Annotated in this window: 20 protein-coding genes and 1 pseudogene; 17 read left to right on the top strand and 4 right to left on the bottom strand. The window is 71.6% G+C overall.

Translation table 11 applies throughout. The features are described 5' to 3' along the window. Positions 1–78 precede the first annotated feature (78 nt). The 10 genes from ACWDAS_RS14575 (at position 79) to ACWDAS_RS14530 (ending at position 10,343) form a co-directional block, all read left to right on the top strand. Positions 79–1,239, top strand: a complete 1,161-nt coding sequence (locus ACWDAS_RS14575) for an inositol-3-phosphate synthase (protein WP_450389796.1) — start codon at positions 79–81, stop codon at positions 1,237–1,239. Further along, entirely contained in the window at positions 1,236–2,546 is a 1,311-nt protein-coding gene (locus ACWDAS_RS14570) for an SCO3242 family prenyltransferase (RefSeq protein WP_450389793.1), read from the top strand. Before ACWDAS_RS14575 ends, ACWDAS_RS14570 begins: the two co-directional genes overlap by 4 nt. After that, positions 2,543–3,400, top strand: a complete 858-nt coding sequence (locus ACWDAS_RS14565) for a sugar phosphate isomerase/epimerase family protein (RefSeq protein ID WP_450389790.1) — start codon at positions 2,543–2,545, stop codon at positions 3,398–3,400. The genes ACWDAS_RS14570 and ACWDAS_RS14565 overlap by 4 nt, the downstream gene beginning before the upstream one ends. Continuing rightward, positions 3,397–4,050, top strand: coding sequence for an EboA domain-containing protein (locus ACWDAS_RS14560; RefSeq protein WP_450389787.1), 654 nt, complete (start codon positions 3,397–3,399; stop codon positions 4,048–4,050). Before ACWDAS_RS14565 ends, ACWDAS_RS14560 begins: the two co-directional genes overlap by 4 nt. After that, positions 4,050–4,898, top strand: a complete 849-nt coding sequence (locus ACWDAS_RS14555) for a TatD family hydrolase (protein WP_450389784.1) — start codon at positions 4,050–4,052, stop codon at positions 4,896–4,898. The genes ACWDAS_RS14560 and ACWDAS_RS14555 overlap by 1 nt, the downstream gene beginning before the upstream one ends. A 13-nt stretch (positions 4,899–4,911) precedes the next feature. Continuing rightward, positions 4,912–6,081, top strand: coding sequence for a metabolite traffic protein EboE (gene eboE / locus ACWDAS_RS14550; RefSeq protein WP_450389782.1), 1,170 nt, complete (start codon positions 4,912–4,914; stop codon positions 6,079–6,081). Beyond that, positions 6,078–7,466, top strand: coding sequence for an alkaline phosphatase family protein (locus ACWDAS_RS14545; RefSeq protein ID WP_450389779.1), 1,389 nt, complete (start codon positions 6,078–6,080; stop codon positions 7,464–7,466). The genes eboE and ACWDAS_RS14545 overlap by 4 nt, the downstream gene beginning before the upstream one ends. A gap of 34 nt (positions 7,467–7,500) precedes the next feature. Continuing rightward, positions 7,501–8,553 carry a sugar phosphate isomerase/epimerase family protein gene (locus ACWDAS_RS14540; RefSeq protein WP_450389777.1) on the top strand — a complete coding sequence of 351 codons (1,053 nt, stop codon included), beginning with the start codon at positions 7,501–7,503 and terminating at the stop codon, positions 8,551–8,553. A 504-nt stretch (positions 8,554–9,057) separates the two neighbouring features. After that, positions 9,058–9,357, top strand: coding sequence for a hypothetical protein (locus ACWDAS_RS14535; protein WP_450389775.1), 300 nt, complete (start codon positions 9,058–9,060; stop codon positions 9,355–9,357). 242 nt (positions 9,358–9,599) lie between these two features. Beyond that, positions 9,600–10,343 carry an SDR family oxidoreductase gene (locus tag ACWDAS_RS14530; protein ID WP_450389774.1) on the top strand — a complete coding sequence of 248 codons (744 nt, stop codon included), beginning with the start codon at positions 9,600–9,602 and terminating at the stop codon, positions 10,341–10,343. Positions 10,344–10,573: 230 nt separating this feature from the next. Here the strand turns inward: ACWDAS_RS14530 and ACWDAS_RS14525 are convergent, their stop codons facing one another. The 3 genes from ACWDAS_RS14525 to ACWDAS_RS14515 all read right to left on the bottom strand — a co-directional run bounded on the left by ACWDAS_RS14525 (position 10,574) and on the right by ACWDAS_RS14515 (position 13,021). After that, a complete protein-coding gene (locus ACWDAS_RS14525) occupies positions 10,574–11,284 on the bottom strand; it encodes a TetR/AcrR family transcriptional regulator (RefSeq protein WP_450389772.1) in 711 nt (236 codons plus the stop codon). 107 nt (positions 11,285–11,391) lie between these two features. Next, entirely contained in the window at positions 11,392–12,537 is a 1,146-nt protein-coding gene (locus tag ACWDAS_RS14520) for an alpha/beta hydrolase (RefSeq protein ID WP_450389770.1), read from the bottom strand. 139 nt (positions 12,538–12,676) lie between these two features. Beyond that, positions 12,677–13,021: a tetratricopeptide repeat protein gene (locus ACWDAS_RS14515; protein ID WP_450389767.1), complete on the bottom strand. Its 345-nt coding sequence runs from the start codon at positions 13,019–13,021 to the stop codon at positions 12,677–12,679. Between the two features lie 368 nt (positions 13,022–13,389). Here ACWDAS_RS14515 and ACWDAS_RS14510 point away from each other — a divergent pair, with 368 nt between their 5' ends. Both ACWDAS_RS14510 and ACWDAS_RS14505 read left to right on the top strand, forming a co-directional pair. Next, the gene (locus ACWDAS_RS14510; RefSeq protein ID WP_450389765.1) at positions 13,390–13,857 is read left to right on the top strand and encodes a hypothetical protein; all 468 of its coding nucleotides are present in this window, start codon (positions 13,390–13,392) and stop codon (positions 13,855–13,857) included. Positions 13,858–13,915: 58 nt separating this feature from the next. Continuing rightward, positions 13,916–14,648 (top strand): annotated as a pseudogene (locus ACWDAS_RS14505) (ferritin-like domain-containing protein); the annotation flags it as partial. A 171-nt stretch (positions 14,649–14,819) separates the two neighbouring features. Here ACWDAS_RS14505 and ACWDAS_RS14500 read toward each other — a convergent pair. Continuing rightward, positions 14,820–15,140 (bottom strand): hypothetical protein, encoded by a 321-nt coding sequence (locus ACWDAS_RS14500; protein WP_450390088.1) that lies wholly within the window; start codon positions 15,138–15,140, stop codon positions 14,820–14,822. Positions 15,141–15,860: 720 nt separating this feature from the next. On the opposite strand from ACWDAS_RS14500, the gene ACWDAS_RS14495 reads away from it, so the two are divergent. The 5 genes from ACWDAS_RS14495 to ACWDAS_RS14475 all read left to right on the top strand — a co-directional run bounded on the left by ACWDAS_RS14495 (position 15,861) and on the right by ACWDAS_RS14475 (position 22,375). Continuing rightward, a complete protein-coding gene (locus ACWDAS_RS14495) occupies positions 15,861–17,156 on the top strand; it encodes an ABC transporter substrate-binding protein (RefSeq protein ID WP_450389762.1) in 1,296 nt (431 codons plus the stop codon). After that, complete coding sequence (locus ACWDAS_RS14490; RefSeq protein WP_450389759.1) at positions 17,153–18,055, top strand: carbohydrate ABC transporter permease; 903 nt, start codon at positions 17,153–17,155, stop codon at positions 18,053–18,055. The genes ACWDAS_RS14495 and ACWDAS_RS14490 overlap by 4 nt, the downstream gene beginning before the upstream one ends. A gap of 32 nt (positions 18,056–18,087) precedes the next feature. Next, on the top strand, positions 18,088–18,873 hold the full coding sequence (locus tag ACWDAS_RS14485; RefSeq protein WP_326580988.1) for a carbohydrate ABC transporter permease: 786 nt from the start codon (positions 18,088–18,090) through the stop codon (positions 18,871–18,873). Between the two features lie 173 nt (positions 18,874–19,046). After that, positions 19,047–21,323 (top strand): alpha-xylosidase, encoded by a 2,277-nt coding sequence (gene yicI / locus ACWDAS_RS14480; protein ID WP_450389756.1) that lies wholly within the window; start codon positions 19,047–19,049, stop codon positions 21,321–21,323. A 41-nt stretch (positions 21,324–21,364) separates the two neighbouring features. Next, the gene (locus tag ACWDAS_RS14475; RefSeq protein ID WP_450389753.1) at positions 21,365–22,375 is read left to right on the top strand and encodes a LacI family DNA-binding transcriptional regulator; all 1,011 of its coding nucleotides are present in this window, start codon (positions 21,365–21,367) and stop codon (positions 22,373–22,375) included. Positions 22,376–22,390: the final 15 nt, after the last annotated feature.

The raw sequence follows: 22,390 nt of genomic DNA, 5'->3' as shown, positions 1-22,390 counted from the left end.
CACCCACGAGCCGGCGGCGGGCGGGGAGACGCCGTGCCCCCGCCCGCCGCCCCCCACCCACTCAGCAGGGAGGCAGCCGTGACGAATCCGCACGCCCCGGCACCGGCATCGGACCGGGACAGCCGGTCGCCCGCGCGCACCGGCGTGTGGCTCATCGGAGCCCGCGGCTCCGTCGCCACCACCGCCGTCGCCGGATGCGCGGCGGTCACCGCCGGGCTCCACGCTGCGACGGGGATGGTGACCGAGAGCCCGGCGTTCGCCGTGGCGGCGCTGCCACCCCTGTCGGCCCTGGTCTTCGGCGGCCACGACACGACCGCCTGCCCGCTGGGCAAGCGGGCCGAGCAGCTCGCGGAGGGCGGCGTGCTGCCGCACGGACTGCCCGCCGCCCTCCGCGCCGAACTCGCCGCCGCGGACCGGGAGATCCGCACCGGCGGCCCACTCCCCGGCGACACCCGTACCGACGAGGAGCTGACGGCGGCGTTCGCGGCGGACATCACCGACTTCACGCGTCGCCACGCCCTCGCCCGGACCGTCGTGGTCAACGTCGCCTCCACCGAGCCCGTCCCCGGGCCCGGTGGCTCCCGCCTGCCGGCGAGCTCCCTGTACGCGGTGGCGGCGATCGAGGCCGGCTGCGCCTACGTGAACTTCACCCCCTCCACCGGGATGCGGACCGGGGCCCTCGCCGAGGCGGCCGCCGCGCGCGGACTCCCGTACGCCGGACGGGACGGCAAGACCGGGCAGACCCTCCTCCGCTCCGTCCTCGCCCCGATGTTCGTGCAACGTGCCTTCTCGGTGCGGGCATGGTCCGGCACCAACCTGCTCGGCGGCGGTGACGGGGCGGTGCTCGCCGACCCCGCGGCGGCCGCGGCGAAGAACGCCGGCAAGGAACGTGTCCTGACCGACGCCCTGGGCGCCGCCCCCGAGGGCGAGGTGCACATCGACGACGTCCCGGCCCTCGGCGACTGGAAGACCGCCTGGGACCACGTCGCCTTCGACGGCTTCCTCGGCACCCGCATGGTCCTGCAGACCACATGGCAGGGGTGCGACTCCGCCCTCGCGGCGCCCCTTGTCCTGGATCTCGCCCGCTTCGCGGCCCGCGCGCACGCGGCCGGTCTGAGCGGCCCCCTTCCCGAACTCGGCTTCTACTTCAAGGACCCCGACCCGGGCGCCCCCGCGGCGCTCTCCGAGCAGTTCGGGGAACTACTGGCCTTCGCCGCAAGGCTGGGGGAGTCCCGATGACGTCTCCGGCGGCAGCCGGGCGGCGCGGTGCCCTGGCCGTCGCGGGCGCCCTGGCCGTCGTGACGGCGCTGGCCACGCGTCGCTCCCCGCGCGACTCGGCGGGCCGCGCGGCACCGCGCACCGCGGCCGCTGACGACGCGGGCGGAGGCCCCGGGACGGCGGCCGGGCCGCCGGCGCCGGGGGAGCGGGGTGCCGGGCCCCGGCCGGCCGGAACGTACGGCACCGGCCGGCCCGGGGCGGCGGAGGGGACCGCGCCGGACGCTTCCCGCGCTGCCCGTCCTCGCGGACCGGGCGCCGGGCCCGGCCGAGTCCCGTCCGCAGGAGGCGGACGGGCCGCGCGCGCCGCTCGGCTCTGGGCCTGGGCCGAACTCCTGCGAGTCTCCGCTTTGTTCACCGTCCCCGGCGACGCCCTCGCCGGTGCGGCCGCCACAGGCAGGCGTCCCCACCGGGGCACGCTCCTCGCCGTCGGCACCTCGCTGTGCCTCTACCACGCGGGCATGGCCCTCAACGACTGGGCAGACCGCGACGAGGACGCCGTCGACCGCCCGGGCCGTCCGATCCCCTCCGGCCGGATCAGCCCCGCCGCCGCCCTGACGGCCGCCGGAGCGCTCACCGCGGCCGGCCTGGCGCTCGCGGCCCGCGCGGGACGCGCCCCGCTCGCCCTCGCCACCACCCTCGCGGCGACGGTCTGGTCGTACGACCTGCGCCTGAAGCACACCTCTGCGGGCCCGGCCGCCATGGCCGCGGCACGCGCCCTCGACCTCGTGCTCGGCGCGACGGCCACCCGCCCCCGGGCCGTCGCCGCCGCGCTGCCCCACGCCGCCCTGCTCGGCGCGCACACATACGCGGTCACCACCGTCTCCCGCCACGAGACGCAGGGCGGCTCCGGCACGGCACCGCTCGCCGCGCTGGTCACGACCACGGCGATCGCCGCCGTCACCACCGACGCCGCCAGGACGCTGCGCCACTTGCGCGCGTCCACACGCCCGCCGTCGGCAACCGGCCGGACGGGTGCCGACCGCAATGGGCGACCGGCACCAGGGACGGAGCAACCACCGGACCTGACCCACGCCGTGACGGCTCTGGCCTGCGCCGCCTACGCCGGCACCGCGCTCACCCCCTTCCTCCACGCCGCGCTCAATCCGTCCCCGCCGCTCACCCAACGCGCGGTCGGTGCCGGAATCCGCGCCATGATCCCGCTGCAGGCCGTCCTCGCGGCCCGCTCCGGCGCGGCGGGCTCCGCACTGGCCGTCCTCGCGCTCGGGCCGGCGGCCCGGCGGCTCGCCCGGAAGGTGAGCCCCACATGAGCCTGAGCCTCGGCTACGGAACCAACGGCCTCACCGACCTCCGCCTCGACGACGCCCTCGCCCTCCTCGCCGACCTGGGCTACGACGGCGTCGGACTCACCCTCGACCACATGCACCTGGACCCCCTCGCGCCCGACCTCGCCGTCCGCACCCGCCGCCTCGCCGGACGCCTGGACGAACTCGGGCTCCAGGTCACCGTCGAGACCGGCGCCCGCTACGTCCTCGACCCGCGCCGCAAACACGGCCCCTCCCTTCTCGACCCGGACCCCGAGGCCCGGGCCGCCCGCACCCGGCTGCTCGTGCGCGCCGTCCAGGTGGCCGCCGACCTCGGCGCGCACGCCGTGCACTGCTTCAGCGGCATCACCCCGGTCGGCACACCACCCGCCACCGCCTGGCAGCGCCTCGAAACCGCCCTCACCCCCGTCCTCGACGCCGCGTCCTCCGCCCGCGTCCCCCTGGCCGTCGAGCCCGAGCCCGGCCACCTCCTCGCGTACCTCGACGACTTCCACCACCTGCGCGCCCTGCTCGGCGACCCCGAGCCCCTCGGTCTCACCCTCGACATCGGCCACTGCCAATGCCTGGAGCCGGTGACCCCCGCCGAGTGCGTCAAGCAGGCCGCCCCCTGGTTGCGGCACGTCCAGATCGAGGACATGCGCCGCGGCGTCCACGAACACCTTCCCTTCGGCGACGGCGAGATCGACTTCCCGCCCGTCCTCCAGGCCCTCGCGGCCACCGGCTACCGGGGACTGACCGTCGTCGAGCTGCCCCGCCATTCCCACGCCGGACCCGAACTCGCCCGTACCTCCATCGATTTCCTTCGCTCCCACGCCCCCACGAACGGAGCCACGGCATGACGACCCCCACCCGCGCGGACCTCCACGGCCGGCTCGGCGACGCCGCCCGTGGCTGGCTCGACGCAGCACTGGCCGAAGCCGCCGGCAGCGCCACCACGGACCACGACAACCCCGCAGCGACCCCCACCGTGCCCTCCGCCGCGAGCTCCTCCGTGCCCGCCTGGGAGCTGCGCTTCGCCTCCGCCGGCCGCCACTGCGGCCAGGAGCACGCCGACGCCGCCCGTGTCCTCCTCCTGCGCGAAGCCCGCGCGGACTCCGCCACCCTGAACCGCCTGTACCGGCAGGGCACCGCCGCCGAACGCCGCGCCGTCCTCCTCGCGCTGTCCCACCTCGCGCCCGGTCCGTCCGACGGTCTGCCCCTGATCGAGGACGCCCTGCGCACCAACGACACCCGGCTCGTCGCCGCCGCGGTCGGCCCGTACGCCGCCGAGCACCTCGGCCAGCACGCCTGGCGCCACGCCCTCCTCAAGTGCCTGTTCACCGGGGTCCCGGTGGACGCCGCCGACGGGCTCGAGCACCGGGCCCGCGGCGACGCGGAACTGGCCAGGATGCTCGGCGACTACGCCGCCGAACGCACCGCCGCGGGCCGGGACGTCCCCGCCGACCTCCACCGCGTCCTCGCCCTGACGTCCCGGACGGAGGAGTCCTGATGCGCATCTTCGACCCCCACATCCACATGACCTCCCGCACCACGGACGACTACCGGGCCATGTACGCCGCGGGAGTCCGCGCCCTGGTCGAACCCTCCTTCTGGCTGGGCCAGCCCCGCACCTCACCCGAGTCCTTCTTCGACTACTTCGACTCCCTCCTCGGCTGGGAACCCTTCCGCGCCGCCCAGTACGGCATCGCCCACCACTGCACCGTCGCCCTGAACCCCAAGGAGGCCAACGACCCGCGCTGCGTCCCCGTCCTCGAGGCGCTGCCCCGCTACCTCGTCAAGGACAACGTCGTCGCCGTCGGCGAGATCGGCTACGACTCCATGACCCCGGCCGAGGACGCCGCGCTCGCCGCCCAGCTCCAGCTCGCCGCGGACCACGGACTGCCCGCCCTCGTCCACACCCCGCACCGCGACAAGCTCGCCGGGATGCGCCGCACCATCGACGTCGTCCGCGAATCGGCCCTCGACCCCGAGCACGTCCTCCTCGACCACCTGAACGAGACCACGGTCAAGGAGGCCGCCGACAGCGGCTGCTGGCTCGGCTTCTCCATCTACCCCGACACCAAGATGGACGAGGACCGCATGGTCGCCGTGCTCAAGGCCCACGGCACCGAGAAGACGCTGGTCAACTCCGCCGCCGACTGGGGGAAGAGCGACCCCCTCAAGACCCGCAGGACCGCCGACGCCATGCTCGCCGCCGGCTTCACCGACGAGGACGTCGACCAGGTCCTGTGGCGCAACCCCGTCGCCTTCTACGGCCAGAGCGGCAGACTCCACCTCGACACCCCTGCCCCGGGGGTCCTGCACGAGGGCAACTCCATCCTCCGCGGCGGGGAATGAGGAGGCGGCACCCATGCGCTTCCGGCACCCCGACGGCTCCACCGTCCACCTGTCCTACTGCACCAACGTGCACCCCGCCGAGACGCTCGACGGAGTCCTCGCCCAGCTCCGCGATCACTGCGAACCCGTCCGCAAACGCCTCGGCCGCGACCGCCTCGGCATCGGGCTGTGGCTCGCCAAGGACGCCGCCCGCGCCCTCACCACCGATCCGGCGGCCCTGCGCGGGCTGCGAACGGCACTGGACCGGCGCGGACTCGAGGTGGTCACCCTCAACGGCTTCCCTTATCAGGGCTTCGGCGCCGCCGAGGTGAAATACCGCGTCTACCGGCCGGACTGGACCGAACCGGAACGCCTCGCCTATACCAGCGGCCTCGCCGACCTGCTCGCCGCACTGCTCCCCGCCGACGTCACCGAAGGGTCGATCTCCACCCTGCCGCTCGCCTGGCGCACCCTCTTCGACGACCGCGCCGCCGCGGCCGCCCGGACCGCCCTGACCACCCTCGCGGAACGGCTCGACGCGCTCGCCGAGCTCACCGGCAAATCCATCCGGATCGCCCTGGAACCCGAACCCGGCTGCACCGTCGAGACCACCGCCGACGCGATCGGGCCCCTCACCGCCATCGCGCACCACCGCATCGGCGTGTGCGTCGACACCTGTCATCTCGCCACCTCCTTCGAAGAACCGGCCGCGGCACTGCACGAGCTCACCGCCGCCGGCATCACCATCCCCAAGGTCCAGCTCTCCGCAGCCCTCCACGCGGAACACCCGCACCTCCCGGGCGTACGCGACGCGCTCGCCGCCTTCTCCGAACCCCGCTTCCTCCACCAGACACGCACTCGTACCGCCGACGGCCTGCACGGCACCGACGACCTTCACCAGGCGCTCACCGAGGGGGCCCTCCCGAGCGGCGCCCCCTGGCGTGCCCACTTCCACGTGCCGCTGCACGCCCCGCCCGCACCACCGCTCACCTCCACCGTCCCCGTCCTGAAGGACGCCCTCGCCCGTCTCGTCGGCGGTCCCGCCCCGCTGACCCGTCACCTGGAGGTCGAGACCTACACCTGGCAGGCCCTCCCCGCCGAACTGCGTCCGCGCACCCGTGCACAGCTCGCCGACGGGATCGCCGCCGAACTCGCCCTCGCCCGTGATCTCCTCCACGACCTCGGCCTGAAGGAACTCCCATGAACGACACCACCGGGCCGACCCCCCTCCTCGTCCTGGACGTCGTCGGCCTCACCCCGCGGCTGCTGGACCACATGCCGCGTCTGAAGCAGCTCGCCGGCACGGGCTCTCAGGCCGCGCTCGGCACCGTCCTGCCCGCCGTGACGTGTGCCGCCCAGTCCACCTTCCTCACCGGCACGCTGCCCGCCGGGCACGGCATCGTCGGCAACGGCTGGTACTTCCGCGAACTCGGCGACGTCCTGCTGTGGCGCCAGCACAACGGTCTCGTCGCCGGCGACAAACTCTGGGACGCCGCCCGCCGTGCCCACCCCGGCTACACCGTCGCCAACATCTGCTGGTGGTACGCCATGGGCGCCGACACCGACGTCACCGTCACCCCGCGCCCCGTCTACTACGCCGACGGCCGCAAGGAGCCCGACTGCTACACCCGCCCCCCGGAGCTCCATGACGAACTCACCCGGGAACTGGGCACCTTCCCCCTCTTCCACTTCTGGGGCCCGGGCGCCGACATCGTCTCCAGCCGGTGGATCATCGACGCCACCCGGCACATCCTGCGGACCCGCACTCCCGACCTCGCGCTCTGCTACCTCCCGCACCTCGACTACGACCTGCAGCGCCACGGCCCGGACGACCCCCGATCCCGCCGGGCGGCCGCCGACCTGGACCGGGTCCTGGCCCCGCTCCTCGACGACGCACGGCGCGAGGGCCGTATCGTCGTCGCCCTCTCCGAGTACGCGATCACCCCTGTCAGCCGGCCCGTCGACATCAACCGCGAGCTGCGCCGCGCCGGCCTGCTCGAGGTCCACACCCAGGACGGCATGGAGTACCTCGACGCGATGGCCTCCCGCGCGTTCGCGGTCGCCGACCACCAGATCGCACACGTGTACGTGCGCCGACCCGAGGACCTCGACACCACCCGCAAGGCCCTGGCAGCACTGCCCGGGATCGCCGAACTCCTCGGCGACGAGGGCAAGAAGCGCCACGGCCTGGACCATCCGCGCTCCGGCGAGCTCGTCGCCGTCGCCGACCCGGACGCCTGGTTCACCTACTACTACTGGCTCGACGACGACAGGGCACCCGACTTCGCCCGCCTGGTCGAGATCCACCGGAAACCCGGCTACGACCCCGTCGAGCTGTTCATGGACCCCGCGGACCCCTACGTCCGCGTCAAGGCCGTCGCGGCCCTGGCCAGCAAGAAGCTCGGCATGCGCTACCGCATGGCGGTCGTGCCGCTCGACCCCTCAGCTATTCGCGGCAGCCACGGCCGCCTCCCGACGAGCGATGACGAAGGTCCGCTCATTCTCTGCTCCATCCCCCGTGCCATCAGCGGCCGCGTCGCGGCCACCGATGTGAAGTCCCTGCTTCTGCGTCTGGCAGGTCTCCACTGAACCACACGTCTCCGACGCCAAGGAGTTATCCACAATGAGCAGCACCCGTCGCACCAGCAGCACCCCCGACCCGGAGCTCAGCCGCAAGCTCAGCAGACGAGGCATGCTCGGCGTCGCCGCCGGGGCCACCGCCGCCGCCCTTCTCGGCGTCGCCGCCCCCACGGCCGCCGCCCAGAGCGAGGACCACGGCAAGGGCCACGGCCGCCCCGTCCTGCCCCCCGGCCGCCTCGGCATCCAGCTCTACTCGCTGCGCGACAAGGTCTCCACCCTCGGCTTCGCCCCGGTGTTCGCCGAACTCGAGAAGTACGGCTACGACGAGATCGAGTACGCCGGCTACACCCAGGGCTCCGCCGGCGCGATCACCCTCGCGCAGCTGCGCGGGCTCGCCCGCGACCACGGCCTGCGCGCCATCGGCAGCCACGTCGGCTACTACGACGACAACAACCCGGCCGCCTACACCTTCGCCCAGAACCTGACCAAGGTCCTCGACGACGCCGAGGCCCTGGGGCTGAAGCACATCGGCACCGCGTCCGGCCCCTGGCGCTACGGCAGCACCGTCGACGGCTGGAAGCGCTGCGCCGAGGAGTTCAACGAGTTCGGCGCCGCCGCCAGGGCCCGGGGCATGAAGTTCTACCAGCACAACCACGCGGACGAGTTCTCCTTCGCCACCGACCGGCCGGACGTACGCCTGTACGACGTGCTCCTCGCCGAGACCGACCCCGACCTGGTCTACCTGGAGATGGACATCTACTGGGCCTACGCCGGCCAGTTCCGTTTCTCCAAGCGGGCGGACGGCACTCCCGCCCCCTTCGACCCGCTGCGCTACGTCCTCAGGCAGCCCGACCGCTACCCGCTCTTCCACGTCAAGGACGGCGAGCGCGACGAGACCGTCCGTGACGGCTACCGCATGGTCGACGTCGGCGACGGCGACATCGACTACCAGCGGTTCATCTCGGCCGTGACGCGCACTCACGGCGGCCGCCTCGCCCACCACTGGCAGACGGAGCACGACGTTCCGGCCGATTCCTTCAGCTTCGCCCGCAGGTCGAGCGAGTACCTGCACTCGCTGCGTGAGAAGGACTGCTGACGCCCCGCCGGTGGCCATCTGACGTGCCGTCGGCGCCCCGTACCCGCCGCCCGGGCGGGTGGGGGCCCGTCGTGTTCGGACGGCGGGCCGGGCTTGCGCGCCGCCGCGACTTCGGGCAGTGCCCGGGGCCGCGGCGGCGTGCGGGCCCGTGACCAGGGGCGCAGGCGTGCCGCGCGGGGCCGGGCCCCCCTCCGGCGGGGTGGCCCGGGGGCAGGGTTGCCCGGGGCGGTCGGTGACGAGGATTCACCCGTCAGGATGCCCGGACGTGACGGTTCGTGATTACCGTCCGTGGTGACGCGGCTGAGACCCCTTCGGGCCTGTGATCATCGGCCGGAGAAGCCGTACGCCCGGCCCGGGAGTCCACCGTTCGCCTCGTCTGACGACCCGTTGCGTGACGGAGCGTAACGGGATCCTGTCGTGCGGCGCGGATGTCCTCGACGCAGGCTCTCCATGTCGGAACCCTGCGGGCACCACCTCGGTGCCCGCCGAGACAGGAGAGTCAGTATGCGCGTTTCCCGCTTTGTGGCCGCTGTTGGAGTGGCCTCTGCCGTTCTGCTGGGTGGTGCCACGACTGCAGGCGCCGCCACCCCGGACGTCGTCCGCTCCCACGTCACCCAGGTGACCGGCGACCACGGTCGCGGCTACGACCGTGGCCACGACGGAGGCCGCGGCTACGACCGTGGCCACGACGGAGGCCGCGGCCACCACGGCTTCTACCGGCACGACCGCTTCGGCTTCTTCGGCTCGTACCTCTTCGACCCCTTCTTCTTCGACCCCTTCTTCTTCGGTGGACACTTCCGCTGACCTCCGGCGGGCCTGATCGCGTACGCGTGACGGCCCCCGGTGCCCCGGGCCGCCGCCCCCGCACAGGGGCGGCGGCCCGAGCGTGTGCGGGCGGCGGCGGGTCGCCGGGACCGCGCCGAGGACTCCTGTGAATCGCCGATGACGGATCGACGTTATCGACGCTTGCGTTTCCATCGCTAACGTGACACCGTTATCGGTGGAAGCAGGGCGATCGAATCGCCCCCCGCGATCAGGAGACCACCATGAGTGACACCACCACCCCCCGCCGCGTCGCAGTCGTCACCGGCGGCTCCCGAGGTATCGGCCGCGAGGTCGCGCTGCGCCTGGCCGACGACGGCCAGGCGGTCGTCATCGCCTACGCCGGCAACCAGGGCGACGCCGACGCGACCGTGGCGCAGATCACCGCCAACGGCGGTTCGGCCCTCGCCGTGCGGGCCGACGTCGCCGACGAGAAGGCGGTCCAGGCGCTGTTCGACGCCGCGGAGCGGGAGTTCGGCGGGGTGGACGTCGTGGTCAACTCCGCGGGCGTCATGGTCCTGGGCACCGTCGCCGACTTCGACCTGGACGCCCTGGACCGCATGCACAGGACGAACATCCGCGGCACCTTCGTGGTCAGCCAGCAGGCCGCCCGCCGGGTCCGCGACGGGGGGGCTGTGATCAACGTCTCCACGTCCCAGACGCGTATCGCCACGCCGACCTACGCCGCCTACGCCGCCTCGAAAGGCGCCGTCGAGGCGATCAGCCTGGTACTGGCCCGCGAGCTGCGCGGCCGTGACATCACCGTCAACGCCGTTGCGCCCGGCCCGATCGCCACCGCGCTGTTCCTGGACGGCAAGGACGAGGCGACCATCGACCGGTTCGCCAAGATGAACCCCCTCGAGCGCCTGGGCACCCCCGGGGACGTCGCCGAGGTCGTCTCCTTCCTGGCCGGTCCCGGTCGCTGGATCAACGGCCAGACGATCTTCGCGAACGGCGGCGCGGCCTGATCCCGGGGCCGCGCCCCCGGCCACGCCCTCGCCGCCGCGGGCCACACCGTCTACGCGAGCATGCGCGACACAGCCGGCCGCAACGCCGGGCGCGCGGCGGCGGTACGCGAACAAGCCGCCCGCTGGGGCATCGACCTGCGCGTCGTCGAAACTCGACGTGCTGTCGCAGGACAGTGCCACCGCCGTAGGCGAGTCGTGTGCGGCCGGCCACCCGCCCGGCCGCACACGACTCAGGCGGAGTGCGTGATGCGGTCCAGCCACTCGGTGAGCAGGGCGCACTCGCCGGGGGAGAGGATCTCCTCGATGTCGGGCAGGACGGCTTTGAACGCCACGGTGCGGGTGATGGTCCGGCGCGCCCCTTCCGGAGCGTCCTCCGGCTCCGCGGTGGTGATGGCGGCGAGGATCGCTTCGCGGGTCCGCCGCGACAGTTCGGGGTCGCGTTTCTCGGGCAGCGTGGCGATCAGCGTCAGGACGACGCCGCAGCCGGCCGCATGGATCATCAGCATGGCGCGTTCCACGTCGACGCTGAGCCGGCCCGCCTCGGCGACCCGGGTCACCAGGCCGCGCAGGACGTCGAAGGACTTCGTCACGGCCTCCGGCTCAGCCCCGGGCCGGGGCTGGCCGAACATCAGCTGGTAGACCTCGGGGTTGGCCACGCCGAACTCGACGTGCAGGTCCCAGCCCCAGCGCAGGTCCTCGACCGGGTCGGCGGCCCGCTCCCGGGCGGTCTTCCGGTGCAGGTACGCCGCGAAGCCCTCGGCGGCGACGGCGTCGAGCAGTCCCTGCATGTCGCCGAACTGCCGGTAGATGGTCGGCGGCTGCACGGCCGCCGCCTTGCTGACCGACCGGGTGGAGACCGCGTCGCGGCCGCCCTCGGCGAGCAGGGCGGCGGCGGCGGACATGATCCGCTCTCTGGCGGGCGTGGTCACCCTGTCATCCATGAATCGACGATAACAGATATTTGTTACCAAAGGAAACTTAGGCGTTGAAAACGCCGAAAGGGCGGCCGGAGCGCCGGCCGCCCCTCCCGCACGGAGCGCCGCGCGCCTCACTTGCCGGGGCCGGACTCCTCCCCGTGCAGCGCCTCACGGAGGTCGGCGGTGGTCTCGGCCACCGCCCTCTTGTTGGACTCGGTGCCGCGGAGGGCGTTGAGCATCATGAAGTCGTGGGTGATCTCCGGGTAGTGGGTGAGCTGGACGGGCACCCCGGCCTCCTGGAGCTTCTTCGCGTACGCGGTGCCCTCGTCGTGGAGCACGTCCGAGTCCGTGATCACCAGTGCGGGCGGCAGACCGCGCAGCTGGTCGACGGTCGCGCGCAGCGGCGCGGCCAGCGGGTTCCGCCGGTCCTTGAGGTCGGGGGCGTAGGCGTTCCAGAACCACTTCATCGCGGGCTTGGTGAGCCAGCAGTTCTCCGCGAAGCGGTTGTACGACGCGGTGTCGAAGTCGGCGTCGGTCACCGGGTACAGCATGACCTGCCTGCGGAACTCGGGGCCGCCGCGATCCTTGGCCATCATCGCGACGGCGGCGGTCATGTCGCCGCCCACGGAGTCGCCGGCGACGGCCAGGCGCGAGGAGTCGACGCCGATCCGGCCGCCGTTGGCGGCCACCCACTTGGACACGGCGTACGCCTGCTCGATCGGGACGGGGAAGCGGGCCTCGGGGGAGGGGGTGTAGTCGACGAAGACCACCGCCGCCTTCGCGCCGTTGGCGAGCTCCCGGATCAGGCGTTCGTGGGTCTTGAAGTTGCCCAGCACCCAGCCGCCGCCGTGGATGTAGACGATGCCGGGCAGGTTCCCCCGCGCGCCCTCGGGTCGTACGACGTGCACGGACACCGGACCGGTCGGGCCGCCGGGCACGGTCCGCTTGCTGATCTGCGCCGGGAGCATGTCCACCGGGCCGGCCTGCAGCTTGTTGAGCACGTCCCGGGCGGCCGCGTAGGAGAGCGTGTACAGCGGCGGGCCGTCGGCTGCCGCCAGCTGGTCGAGGAAGGCCTGGTCCTGCGGGTCGAGCTGCACCGGGGGATTGCCGCAGGGCACCTTCGGCGCGGGCGTGTCGGCGGGCACCGCGTGGTCGACGCGTGCGGCGTTCGTCGTCCGTTCACCGCAGGCGGTGAGGCTCGCGGCGGCCGCGAGGAGGAGGGCGATGGCGCAGCGTGCCTTGCGTCGCGTTATGGACGGGACGTGCGGACAGGTCATTGCGGTCTCCGAACCGTGGTCGTTCGATGGCCCCCACGTGAGCAGCCTGCGGAGGCGGTACGGTCCGGACAAGCGGGGATGGGCCGGGGGAGTGGCCGGCCGGCGTCGAGCGCCGCGCGGCCCGCCCGGGCCCGGAGGATCAGACCACGACGAGGTCCCAGGCCGTCATCGCGTCGGCGAACCGCATGTGGGGTGCCGCTTCGGCGAGCCGGCCCTGGCGCTCGAGCGCGCGGCCGAGCAGGAGGTGGGCGTGCGCGTCCTGCGGCTCGGCCCGCAGGATGTCGCGCAGCTCCGCCTCGGCCCGCGACAGCTGTGCGGAGAAGTAGTAGGACCGGGCCAGCAGCATGCGAACCGCCATGTTGCGCGGCGCCACGTCCGCGATGGGCGCGAGCGTGCGGGCCGCGGCGGCGTAGCGCTGCCGGTTGAAGAAGAGCACGGCGCGCTTGAACGCCTCCGTGGTCAGACTGCTCGTATCCGTGCCCACTGCTCAATCACCTCGGTGGAACGACGATCTCGTTGACAGGGCGTTCAACCGGGACAAGTGTCTGATTTGTTCCGGGCTGCCCGCATGTGCCGGACGTGCCGGGGCGATCACTGTGCGTGACACCCGCCCCGGACCGGGCCGCCGGGTTGCGCGCCTCACCCTCCTGGGGGAACGTGAGCTCGAGGCAGTACGCCGCGCGCCCGAGGACCGCTGCCGTCCTCCGCCCGCTCTCCGTCGGACAACGGCCCCGACTCCGTACTCCGCCCCTGAGCCGTCACCAGGCGCAGCCGTCGTACCGGCACTCCGGACAGCACCTTCGCTTAAGGACCGCCACCACCCCCAGGCAGCGGCCAGGAAGGCAGACCGACATGCCACTCCTCCGTACCCTCGCCCTGACCGCGACCTCCGCCGCCCTCGCGATCACGGTGGCGGCCGCACCCGCCTCGGCCGGCGTCGGTGTGCCGGCTGCCTCCGCCGCCCCCAGGGCGGCGGCCCCGACCTACGCGACGGTCATCGTCACCTGCTTCGGCCGGCCGCTGGTCATGCCGCCGGACTTCCTGCTCGCCTGCGGGGACGGCAACGACCGGCTCGGCGGCCTCTACTGGTCGCACTGGGGGAGCGACTCGGCCGTCGGCACGGGCTACGAGGAGGCCAACGACTGCGACCCGTACTGCGCGGCGGGCCACTTCCACACCTTCCCGGTCAAGATCAGGCTCTCCGGCAGCAAAACCTGGCCCGGCGATGCCCACCTGCGGCACTTCACCAAGCTCACGATCACCTACCCGGACACCGAGCCCTCGTGGCCGCACAACCCGGTCCGCGACCTGTGGGACTGACGCGCGTGCGGGCCTGAGCCGCGGTGGAGCCGAGCGACGGGAACGGGCGGCGTGGTGCGTGGCCGCGAGCGGATTCGCTCGGTGCACCGAGCGTTTCGAGGAAGAGCGCGCTCGCCGGCACGCGACGGGTGATCCGGCGTGGGAGCGGGTGGCGGCGCCGGACGACGCTGTACGGGCGGGCGTGCAGCGCTTCCAGGCCGGTGAGGACGGTGACGGGAAGCATCTGATCGTCAAGGCGGACGCGGCTGGGGACCCCGACAACGCGGACGCGATGCGCCTCCTCGTCGCCGACGGGCAGAACCACGCCCGGATGCCCGCGCGGCTCCTCGCCTCGGGAGGCGCGCCGACCATCGACAGGCCACTGGACCGACAGGGCCTTCCTGGCCCTGCGGCGTCTGCCGGGCCTGTGTCTCGAGCCGCTGGTGCTGATGGTCGCCGAAGGGGTCGCGCTGCGTTACCAACGGGGGCTGCGGGACGGTACGACGGACCCGCTCACCCGAAAGGTCGCGGCCCGGATCCTCGACGACGAGCGGGGGCACGTGCCGTTCCAATGCGAGCGGCTGCGAGCCTCCCTGGCGGCACTGCCCCGGTCCGCGTGCCGGCAGGTCACGGCGGCGTGGCGGCTGCTGCCGGTGGCCGGCGCCGCCGTCGTGGTGGCCGTGGACCACGGGCGGGCGCTGCGCCGGCTGGGTGTGGGGCGGACGCGGTTCGTCGCCGACGTTGTGAGGTCGTCGAGTGCCGCGGCCTCCGGGATGGTGCGCCCGCCCACGGATACCGAACGGGTACCGGGCACGCCTGCGGCCCCCGGATTCCGGGGGCCGCGGGAGATTCACCGAGCTGGACTCTGTCGGGGTGAACCGGCCGGCAGGCCTGAGGCCCCGGCTGAACCGCTCTCGTCGCGGGTGCGCTGTCACGCCGGCCGTCACCGCACGCACGGGCAGAGTGCCGTGGAAATCACTGCCTCAGCGGAAGAAGCCTCCGTAGAAGCCGGGTCCGTAGAAGCCGTTGCCGTAGAAGCCGTTGCCATAGAAGCCGTTGCCGTAGAAGCCGTTGCCCCAGCCCCAGCCGCCCCAGCCGCCCCAGCCGCCCCAGCCGTTTCCCCAGCCCCAGCCGCCGTGGCCGCCGTGGCCGCCGCCCCAGCCGCCGCCGTGGTCGACGACGGACTGCGTAGTGGTGGGTGCTGTCTGTGGCGTCGCCGCGCTGGCCGCGGTGGCTCCGGCAAGAGCGATCAGAGGCGCCGCAAGAGCGGCAGCGGTGATCCTGCGGATGGTGAGCGTGCGCATGTCTCCCCCTTCGGGGGTGTGGACGTTCGGGTCGCGGTCCGCGTGAGCCGGACCGCCGTGGCACCGGATCGTGCGCGTGATCCCGGCGCGGTGGGGTGCGCGGGCCTTTCGGTGTGGGCGCACCGTCAAGGACGTGGAACGCCGGAACAGATGTCTGTAGTTGAAGACGTCCCTATATGAACGGTAGACACCTTTTGCGCCGACAGTCAAAGGGATCTGGCAAAAAGTGCATATTGGTATATTTTGCACCACTGTGACGGCCTTTCACGTTCTGTGGCGCGGGGGTTTCGCTGCGTCAGATCGCCCTGAACGCGCTGCCTGGGGTGGAGTGTTGAGTGCCCCGTCGATCCACGTCGCCGTGTGGCCCCTGGGGGCTTCGGGGTTGACGGGGTAAATGTGGCGTATGTGGTGACTGATGTCCCCGGGGCGTGGGGAAGATCCGTCCGGAACTCGGAGGCAGTCGATTCGCTGCGCCGTCAAGCGCTTCCGGCCCGCCGTCGACGCCGTTGCGTCCCCACGTCGTCACTCCGGGCGTCCATCGTGCATCGCGCAGCCGTTGATCCTTGGTAACACTTCCAAAGTCGCTGGTCGGCGATTTGTTAACACCATTGACATATCAGCGATCGCTGCATACGGTCCTCCGTCGAAGCGCTTCGACGCGTCGCATCGAAACCATTCGATGGACGCCTCACTCGTTCGGCCCAGGTGGAGGTCACTTCAATGTTGAAGGTGCGCAGACCGCTGGCTCTCGCAGCAGCTGCCCTTGCGGGCGCCATGCTCATCACGTCCTGCGGAAGCTCCGGCAGCGGTGCGGAGGGCGACGGCAAGACGCTCAAGCTCTGGCACTACGAAGCCCCGAACAGCGCGATGGGCGTCGCCTGGAACCAGGCGATAGAGGAGTTCAAGAAGACGCACCCCGGCGTCAAGGTGGAGTTCGAGGCGAAGGGCTTCGAGCAGATCCAGAAGACCGCCTCGATGGTGCTCAACTCGAGCAACGCCCCTGATCTCATGGAGTACAACAAGGGCAACGCCACCGCCGGCCTGCTGGCCAAGCAGGGGCTGCTCACCGACCTCACCCCGCAGGTCACCAAGTACGGCTGGGACAAGATGCTCAGCCCCAGCGTGACCACGACCAGCCGCTACGACGCCAAGGGCGTCATGGGCTCGGGCAACTGGTACGGCATCCCGAACTTCGGCGAGTACACGATGGTGTACTACAACAAGGACCTCTTCGCGAAGAACGGCGTGAAGGTCCCCACCACGTTCCAGGAGTTCGAGGACGCGCTGGCCGCGTTCAAGGCCAAGGGCATCACCCCGCTCGCCAACGGCGGCGCCGAGTACCCGGCCCACCAGTACATGTACCAGCTGGCCCTGACCAAGGCCGACCGCAGCTGGGTCGACTCCTTCGAGCTCTACAAGGGCAAGGCGGACTTCCACGACGCCGCCTGGACGTACGCCGCCAACACCCTGTCGGACTGGGTGAAGAAGGGCTACATCGCCAAGACGAGCAGCGGCGCCAAGGCCGAGGACGCCGGCGTCTCCTTCATCAGCGGCAAGTCCCCGATCTTCTTCTCGGGCAGCTGGTGGTACGGCCGCTTCCGTGACGAGAACAAGTTCAAGTGGGGCTCGTTCCTCTTCCCGGACTCCAAGATGACCCTCGGCTCGGGCGGCAACCTCTGGGTCGTCCCGAAGAACGCCAAGAACAAGCAGCTGGCCTACGACTTCATCAACATCACGATGAAGAAGGAGATCCAGAACACCCTCGGCAACAACGGCGGCGTGCCCGTCGCGGCCGAGCCCTCGGCGATCACCGACCCAAGCTCCAAGGAGCTGATCGAGAACTTCAACAAGGTCTCGGACCAGGACGGTCTCGCCTTCTACCCGGACTGGCCGGTCCCCGGCTTCTACGACGTGCTGGTCTCGGCCACCCAGAAGCTGATCACCGGCAGCGCGAGCCCCGACGCGGTCCTCGACGAGCTGCAGAAGGCCTATGACGCGGGTGCGCCCACGTCATGAGTGCCCGACCGCTCCGGCTGCGCAATCCCTACGCGCTGTATCTGATCCCGGGTGTCATCGCCTTCCTGGCCGTCGTGATCGTGCCGTTCGCGATGAACATCTATTTCAGCTTCACGCACTGGCAGGGCGTCGGCTCGCCCGCCTGGGCGGGGCTGGACAACTACCGGGAGCTGATGAAGGACTCGCGGTTCTGGGAGTCCTTCCGGCACAGCGTCGCCATGGTCCTGGCGATGGCGGTCATCCCCACCGCCGTCGGCCTCGTGGTGGCCGCGGCGCTGTTCGACTTCATCGGCAAGCACTTCGGTTCGAAGCTGGCCAGCGTGCTGCGGGCCTGCTTCTACCTCCCGCAGGTCCTGCCCATCACCGTGGCGGGCATCGTCTGGAGCTGGATCCTGGCCCCCGAGAACGGCTCGCTCAACGAGCTGCTGAAGGCGGTCGGCCTGGGCTCGCTCCAGCAGGACTGGCTGGGTGACCCGAAGTTCGCGCTCTACAGCGTGATGGCCGTCATGGTCTGGGTGCAGCTGGGGTTCCCCGTCGTGATCTTCATGGCGGGACTCCAGCGGGTCGATCCCTCGCTCTACGAGGCGGCCGAGCTGGACGGGACGAACTGGTGGCAGCGTTTCTGGCATGTGACGCTGCCCCAGATCCGCCCCGAGATCTACGTGGTGATGCTGTGGTGCACCATCGCGGCCCTCAAGGTCTTCGGCGCGGTCTACGTCCTCACCAAGGGCGGACCCGCCGACTCGACCATCGTGCCGTCCTACTTCTCCTTCTCGACCTTCTTCGAGAAGACCGACGTGGGCTACGGCTCGGCGATCGCGACGGTGCTCACCCTGATCATCCTGGCGCTGACCACGGTCGGCCTGCGTTTCCAGACCCGATCGGAGGACGCACAGTGAAGGCGCTCAAGCGCTACCCCGTGCTGGTGGCGATGATCCTCGGCGCGATCTTCATGGTGCTGCCGCTCCTGATCGTGCTCATCAACGCGCTGAAGTCGCCCGCCGACTACTCCGCGCACGGCCCGCTCTCCCTGCCCCACGGCCTCCACCTGGACGGCCTGACGGACTTCTGGACCCGGGTCAACTTCGGGCACACGCTGCTCAACTCGATCGTGATCTCGGGTTCGGTGGCCGTGTTCGGCGTCATCCTCTCGGTGCTGAACGCGTACGCGATCGGCATCGGGAGGATCAAGGGCAAGGCGTACTTCCTCGCCTTCTTCGTGCTGGCCAACGTGCTGCCGCAGGAGGCCCTGGTCTACCCGCTGTACTACCTGTCCAAGCAGGTGGGCCTGTACGACACCAGGCTGAGCCTGATCATCGTCTTCAGCGTCGTGCAGGCGGCGTTCGGCACCTACCTCCTCTCCTCCGTGCTCGGGGCCTTCCCGAAGGAGATCATCGAGGCGGCCAGGATCGACGGCGCCAACAGCTGGCAGATCCTGTGGCGGATGGTGGTCCCGGTCAGCCGGCCCACCCTGGGCGTCCTGCTGGTGTTCTTCTTCATCTGGACCTGGAACGAGTTCCTGCTGCCCCTGGTCATGCTGCCGTCGAACGACAACCAGACCGTCTCCGTCGCGCTCGGCGTGCTCCAGGGCCAGCGACTCATGGACGCGACGATGACCAACGCGGCCGGCCTGCTCGGCGCGCTGCCCGCGATCGTCTTCTTCCTGCTCTTCCAGCGGACCCTGACCCGCGGCATCGCCGTCGGCGCCGTGAAGTGATCCGCGCCCGGACCATCGCGTCCGCGGCCCTTCCTCCGGGCGGGTGACCTCCCTGCGGTCCGCCCGCGGCTCTGCCTTCCGCCTCTCCCCGGGCAGAAGGCAGAGCCACCCCCGCCCGCCCCCACACGTACCGAGAACGCCGGTGGCCCCGCCCACCGGGAAAGGCATCGACCATGAAGTTCACCGACGGGTACTGGCTGCTGCGCGAAGGCGTCACGGCGGCGTATCCGGCAGAGGTCCTCGATGCCGTTCCGGGCCCCGGCACGCTTCGGATCTACGCGCCCACCCAGCACATCCGGCACCGCGGCGACCTCCTCAAGGGGCCGGTCATCACGGTCGACTGCACCGCGCCCATGCCCGGTGTCATCGGCGTGCGCGTCACCCACTTCGAGGGCGAGGTCGAGACCGGACCCCACTTCGAACTGCACCACGAGCCGCACGAGCCCGTCGTGACGGTCGACGACAAGCAGGCCGTGCTCACCTCCGGCGACCTGAGCGTGCGCTTCAGCCGCGACGGCGACTGGCGGATGGAGTTCCAGGCCGACGGCCGCACCCTCACCAGCAGCGACGTCAAGGCAATGGCGCTGATGGAGACCGCCGACGGCGGCCACCACATCCGCGAACAGCTCCGGCTGAGCGTCGGCACCTCCGTCTACGGCCTCGGCGAGCGCTTCGGGCCACTGGTCAAGAACGGCCAGACCGTCGACATCTGGAACGCCGACGGCGGCACGAGCAGCGAACAGTCCTACAAGAACATCCCGTTCTACATGACCGACGCCGGCTACGGCGTCTTCGTCGACGACCCCGGCAAGGTCTCCTTCGAGGTCGCCTCCGAGCAGGTCTCGCGCGTCCAGTTCAGCGCCGAGCGCCAGCAGCTGCAGTACTACGTCATCCACGGCCCCACGCCCAAGGACATCCTGCGCAAGTACACCGCGCTCACCGGCCGGCCCGCGCTGCCGCCCGCCTGGTCGTTCGGGCTCTGGCTGACCACGTCCTTCACCACCTCCTACGACGAGCAGACCGTCACCGGCTTCGTCGACGGCATGGCCGAGCGCAACCTCCCGCTGTCGGCGTTCCACTTCGACTGCTTCTGGATGCGCGAGTTCAACTGGTGCGACTTCGAGTGGGACCCGCGTGTCTTCCCCGACCCCGAGGGCATGCTGCGCCGCCTGAAGGAACGCGACCTGCACATCTGCGTCTGGATCAACCCCTACATCGCCCAACGCTCCCCGCTGTTCGCCGAGGGCAAGGCGGCCGGCTACCTGCTCAAGCGCCCGGACGGCGGCGTGTGGCAGTGGGACCTGTGGCAGCCCGGAATGGCACTGGTCGACTTCACCAACCCCGACGCCTGCGCCTGGTACGCCTCCAAGCTCGAAGCCCTCCTCGACATGGGCGTCGACTGCTTCAAGACCGACTTCGGCGAGCGCATCCCCACCGACGTCGCCTACTTCGACGGCTCCGACCCGGAGCGCATGCACAACTACTACACGCAGCTCTACAACAAGACCGTCTTCGACGTGCTGCGCAAGCACCGCGGCGAGGGTGAGGCGGTGCTGTTCGCCCGCTCCGCCACGGCCGGCGGCCAGCAGTTCCCGGTGCACTGGGGCGGCGACTGCGAGTCCACGTACGAGTCGATGGCGGAGTCGCTGCGCGGCGGTCTGTCACTCGGCCTGTCCGGCTTCGGTTACTGGAGCCACGACATCGGCGGCTTCGAAGGCCTGCCCGACGCCGGCCTGTTCAAGCGCTGGATCGCCTTCGGCATGCTTTCGTCGCACAGCCGCCTGCACGGTTCCTCGTCCTACCGAGTGCCGTGGCTCTTCGACGAGGAGGCCGTGGACGTGCTGCGCGCCTTCACCCAGCTCAAGCTCGGCCTCATGCCCTACCTGTACGGTGCCGCGCACCAGGCGCACACCGAGGGCGTCCCGATGATGCGCGCGATGGTGCTGGAGTTCCCCGAGGACCCCGGCTGCGCGTCCCTGGAGCGCCAGTACATGCTCGGCGGGGATCTGCTCGTCGCGCCGGTGTTCTCCGAGGACGGCGAGGTGTCGTACTACGTGCCCGAGGGCACCTGGACCCACTTCACGACCGGTGAGAAGGTCACCGGCCCGCGCTGGGTGCGCGAGACCCACGACTACCTCAGCGTGCCGCTGCTGGCCCGCCCCGGTTCCGCGATCCCGGTGGGTTCGGTCAACGACCGCCCCGACTACGCGTGGGCGGACGACGTGACCGTCCGGGTCTTCGAGCCCGCCGACGGCTCCCGGACCACCGTGCGGATCCCCCGCGAGGACGGCACGACCGCGGCCGAGATCACCGTCGTGCGCGAGGGCTCGACCCTGCGGGCCGAGACCTCCGACGCGTCCCTTCCCTGGGGTGTCGAGGTGGCCGGCGGACCCGGCGCGCGTGCGGCGGCCGGGACCGCCGTCCTCACCCTGGAGCTGTCCGGCTCCTGAGGGCGGTCCGGCACAACACGCGAGTCGAGCAAGGGAGTTGTATGGTCAAGATCACCGATGTCGCACGCCATGCCAACGTCTCCCCGAGCACCGTCAGCTACGCCCTCAGCGGCAAGCGGCCGATCTCCCCGGAGACCCGGCAGCGCATCGAGGACAGCATCCGGGAACTGGGCTACCGGCCGCACGCCGGAGCCCGGTCTCTGGCCAGTAGCAGGTCACGGGTGCTGGGCCTGGTACTGCCGCTGCGCAAGGGCGTCCATGTGCCCGTGGTCATGCAGTTCGCCACCTCCGTGCTGACCGCGGCCCGCGAGCACGACCACGATGTCCTCCTCCTCACGCAGAGCGAGGGCGAGGAGGGCATCATCCGGGTCGCGGAGAGCGCGATGGCGGACGCGTTCATCATCATGGACGTCGAGATGGACGACCGCCGGTTGCCGCTGCTGCGCACCCTGGACCGGCCGTCCGTGCTCATCGGTTTCCCCTCCGACCCGGCCGGCCTGACCTGCGTCGACCTGGACTTCGCGGGCGCCGGCGAGGTGTGCGTGGAGCACCTCGCCTCGCTGGGGCACCGCACGGTCGCCCTCGTCGGCTCACCGCCCGAGGTCTACGTCCGGGGCACCGGCTTCGCCCGCCGGGTCGCCGCGGGCTTCACGGCCGCCGCCGACCGGCTCGGCCTGCGCTCCTCCGTGCACCCCTGCCCGGAGACCCCGGCCGCCGCGCGGGCCATGGCGGAGCAACTGCTGCGCGAGCAGCCGGGGCTGACCGGGATCGTCGTCCACAACGAACCGATCACACAGCCGCTCATCTCCGCCTTCCACGCCATGGGACTGCGGGTGCCGGACGACCTCTCGGTCACCGCGATCTGCCCCGACGAGACCGCCGAGCAGGCCCCCGTCCCCATCACCTCGGTCGCCATCCCCTCCGCGGAGATCGGCACCCGGGCGGTGGAGCTCCTCATGGCCAAGCTCGCCGGCCGCGACGACGTCCCCGAGACCACCGTCCTCTCCGCGCTCCTCACCCCCCGGGCCACGACGGCGCCGCCGCCGGCGTGACCCCTCGGGGGCGGG

Source organism: Streptomyces sp. NPDC001070 (genome assembly GCF_053598835.1).
This window is presented reverse-complemented; position numbering and strand designations above follow the sequence as displayed.

Coding starts and splice junctions, on each gene's coding strand:
- ACWDAS_RS14570 (WP_450389793.1), top strand. CDS start 1,236: ATGACGTCTCCGGCGGCAGCCGGGCGGCGCGGTGCCCTGGCCGTCGCG.
- ACWDAS_RS14565 (WP_450389790.1), top strand. CDS start 2,543: ATGAGCCTGAGCCTCGGCTACGGAACCAACGGCCTCACCGACCTCCGC.
- ACWDAS_RS14560 (WP_450389787.1), top strand. CDS start 3,397: ATGACGACCCCCACCCGCGCGGACCTCCACGGCCGGCTCGGCGACGCC.
- ACWDAS_RS14555 (WP_450389784.1), top strand. CDS start 4,050: ATGCGCATCTTCGACCCCCACATCCACATGACCTCCCGCACCACGGAC.
- eboE (WP_450389782.1), top strand. CDS start 4,912: ATGCGCTTCCGGCACCCCGACGGCTCCACCGTCCACCTGTCCTACTGC.
- ACWDAS_RS14545 (WP_450389779.1), top strand. CDS start 6,078: ATGAACGACACCACCGGGCCGACCCCCCTCCTCGTCCTGGACGTCGTC.
- ACWDAS_RS14540 (WP_450389777.1), top strand. CDS start 7,501: ATGAGCAGCACCCGTCGCACCAGCAGCACCCCCGACCCGGAGCTCAGC.
- ACWDAS_RS14535 (WP_450389775.1), top strand. CDS start 9,058: ATGCGCGTTTCCCGCTTTGTGGCCGCTGTTGGAGTGGCCTCTGCCGTT.
- ACWDAS_RS14530 (WP_450389774.1), top strand. CDS start 9,600: ATGAGTGACACCACCACCCCCCGCCGCGTCGCAGTCGTCACCGGCGGC.
- ACWDAS_RS14525 (WP_450389772.1), bottom strand. CDS start 11,284: ATGGATGACAGGGTGACCACGCCCGCCAGAGAGCGGATCATGTCCGCC.
- ACWDAS_RS14520 (WP_450389770.1), bottom strand. CDS start 12,537: ATGACCTGTCCGCACGTCCCGTCCATAACGCGACGCAAGGCACGCTGC.
- ACWDAS_RS14510 (WP_450389765.1), top strand. CDS start 13,390: ATGCCACTCCTCCGTACCCTCGCCCTGACCGCGACCTCCGCCGCCCTC.
- ACWDAS_RS14500 (WP_450390088.1), bottom strand. CDS start 15,140: ATGCGCACGCTCACCATCCGCAGGATCACCGCTGCCGCTCTTGCGGCG.
- ACWDAS_RS14495 (WP_450389762.1), top strand. CDS start 15,861: ATGTTGAAGGTGCGCAGACCGCTGGCTCTCGCAGCAGCTGCCCTTGCG.
- ACWDAS_RS14490 (WP_450389759.1), top strand. CDS start 17,153: ATGAGTGCCCGACCGCTCCGGCTGCGCAATCCCTACGCGCTGTATCTG.
- ACWDAS_RS14485 (WP_326580988.1), top strand. CDS start 18,088: ATGATCCTCGGCGCGATCTTCATGGTGCTGCCGCTCCTGATCGTGCTC.
- yicI (WP_450389756.1), top strand. CDS start 19,047: ATGAAGTTCACCGACGGGTACTGGCTGCTGCGCGAAGGCGTCACGGCG.
- ACWDAS_RS14475 (WP_450389753.1), top strand. CDS start 21,365: ATGGTCAAGATCACCGATGTCGCACGCCATGCCAACGTCTCCCCGAGC.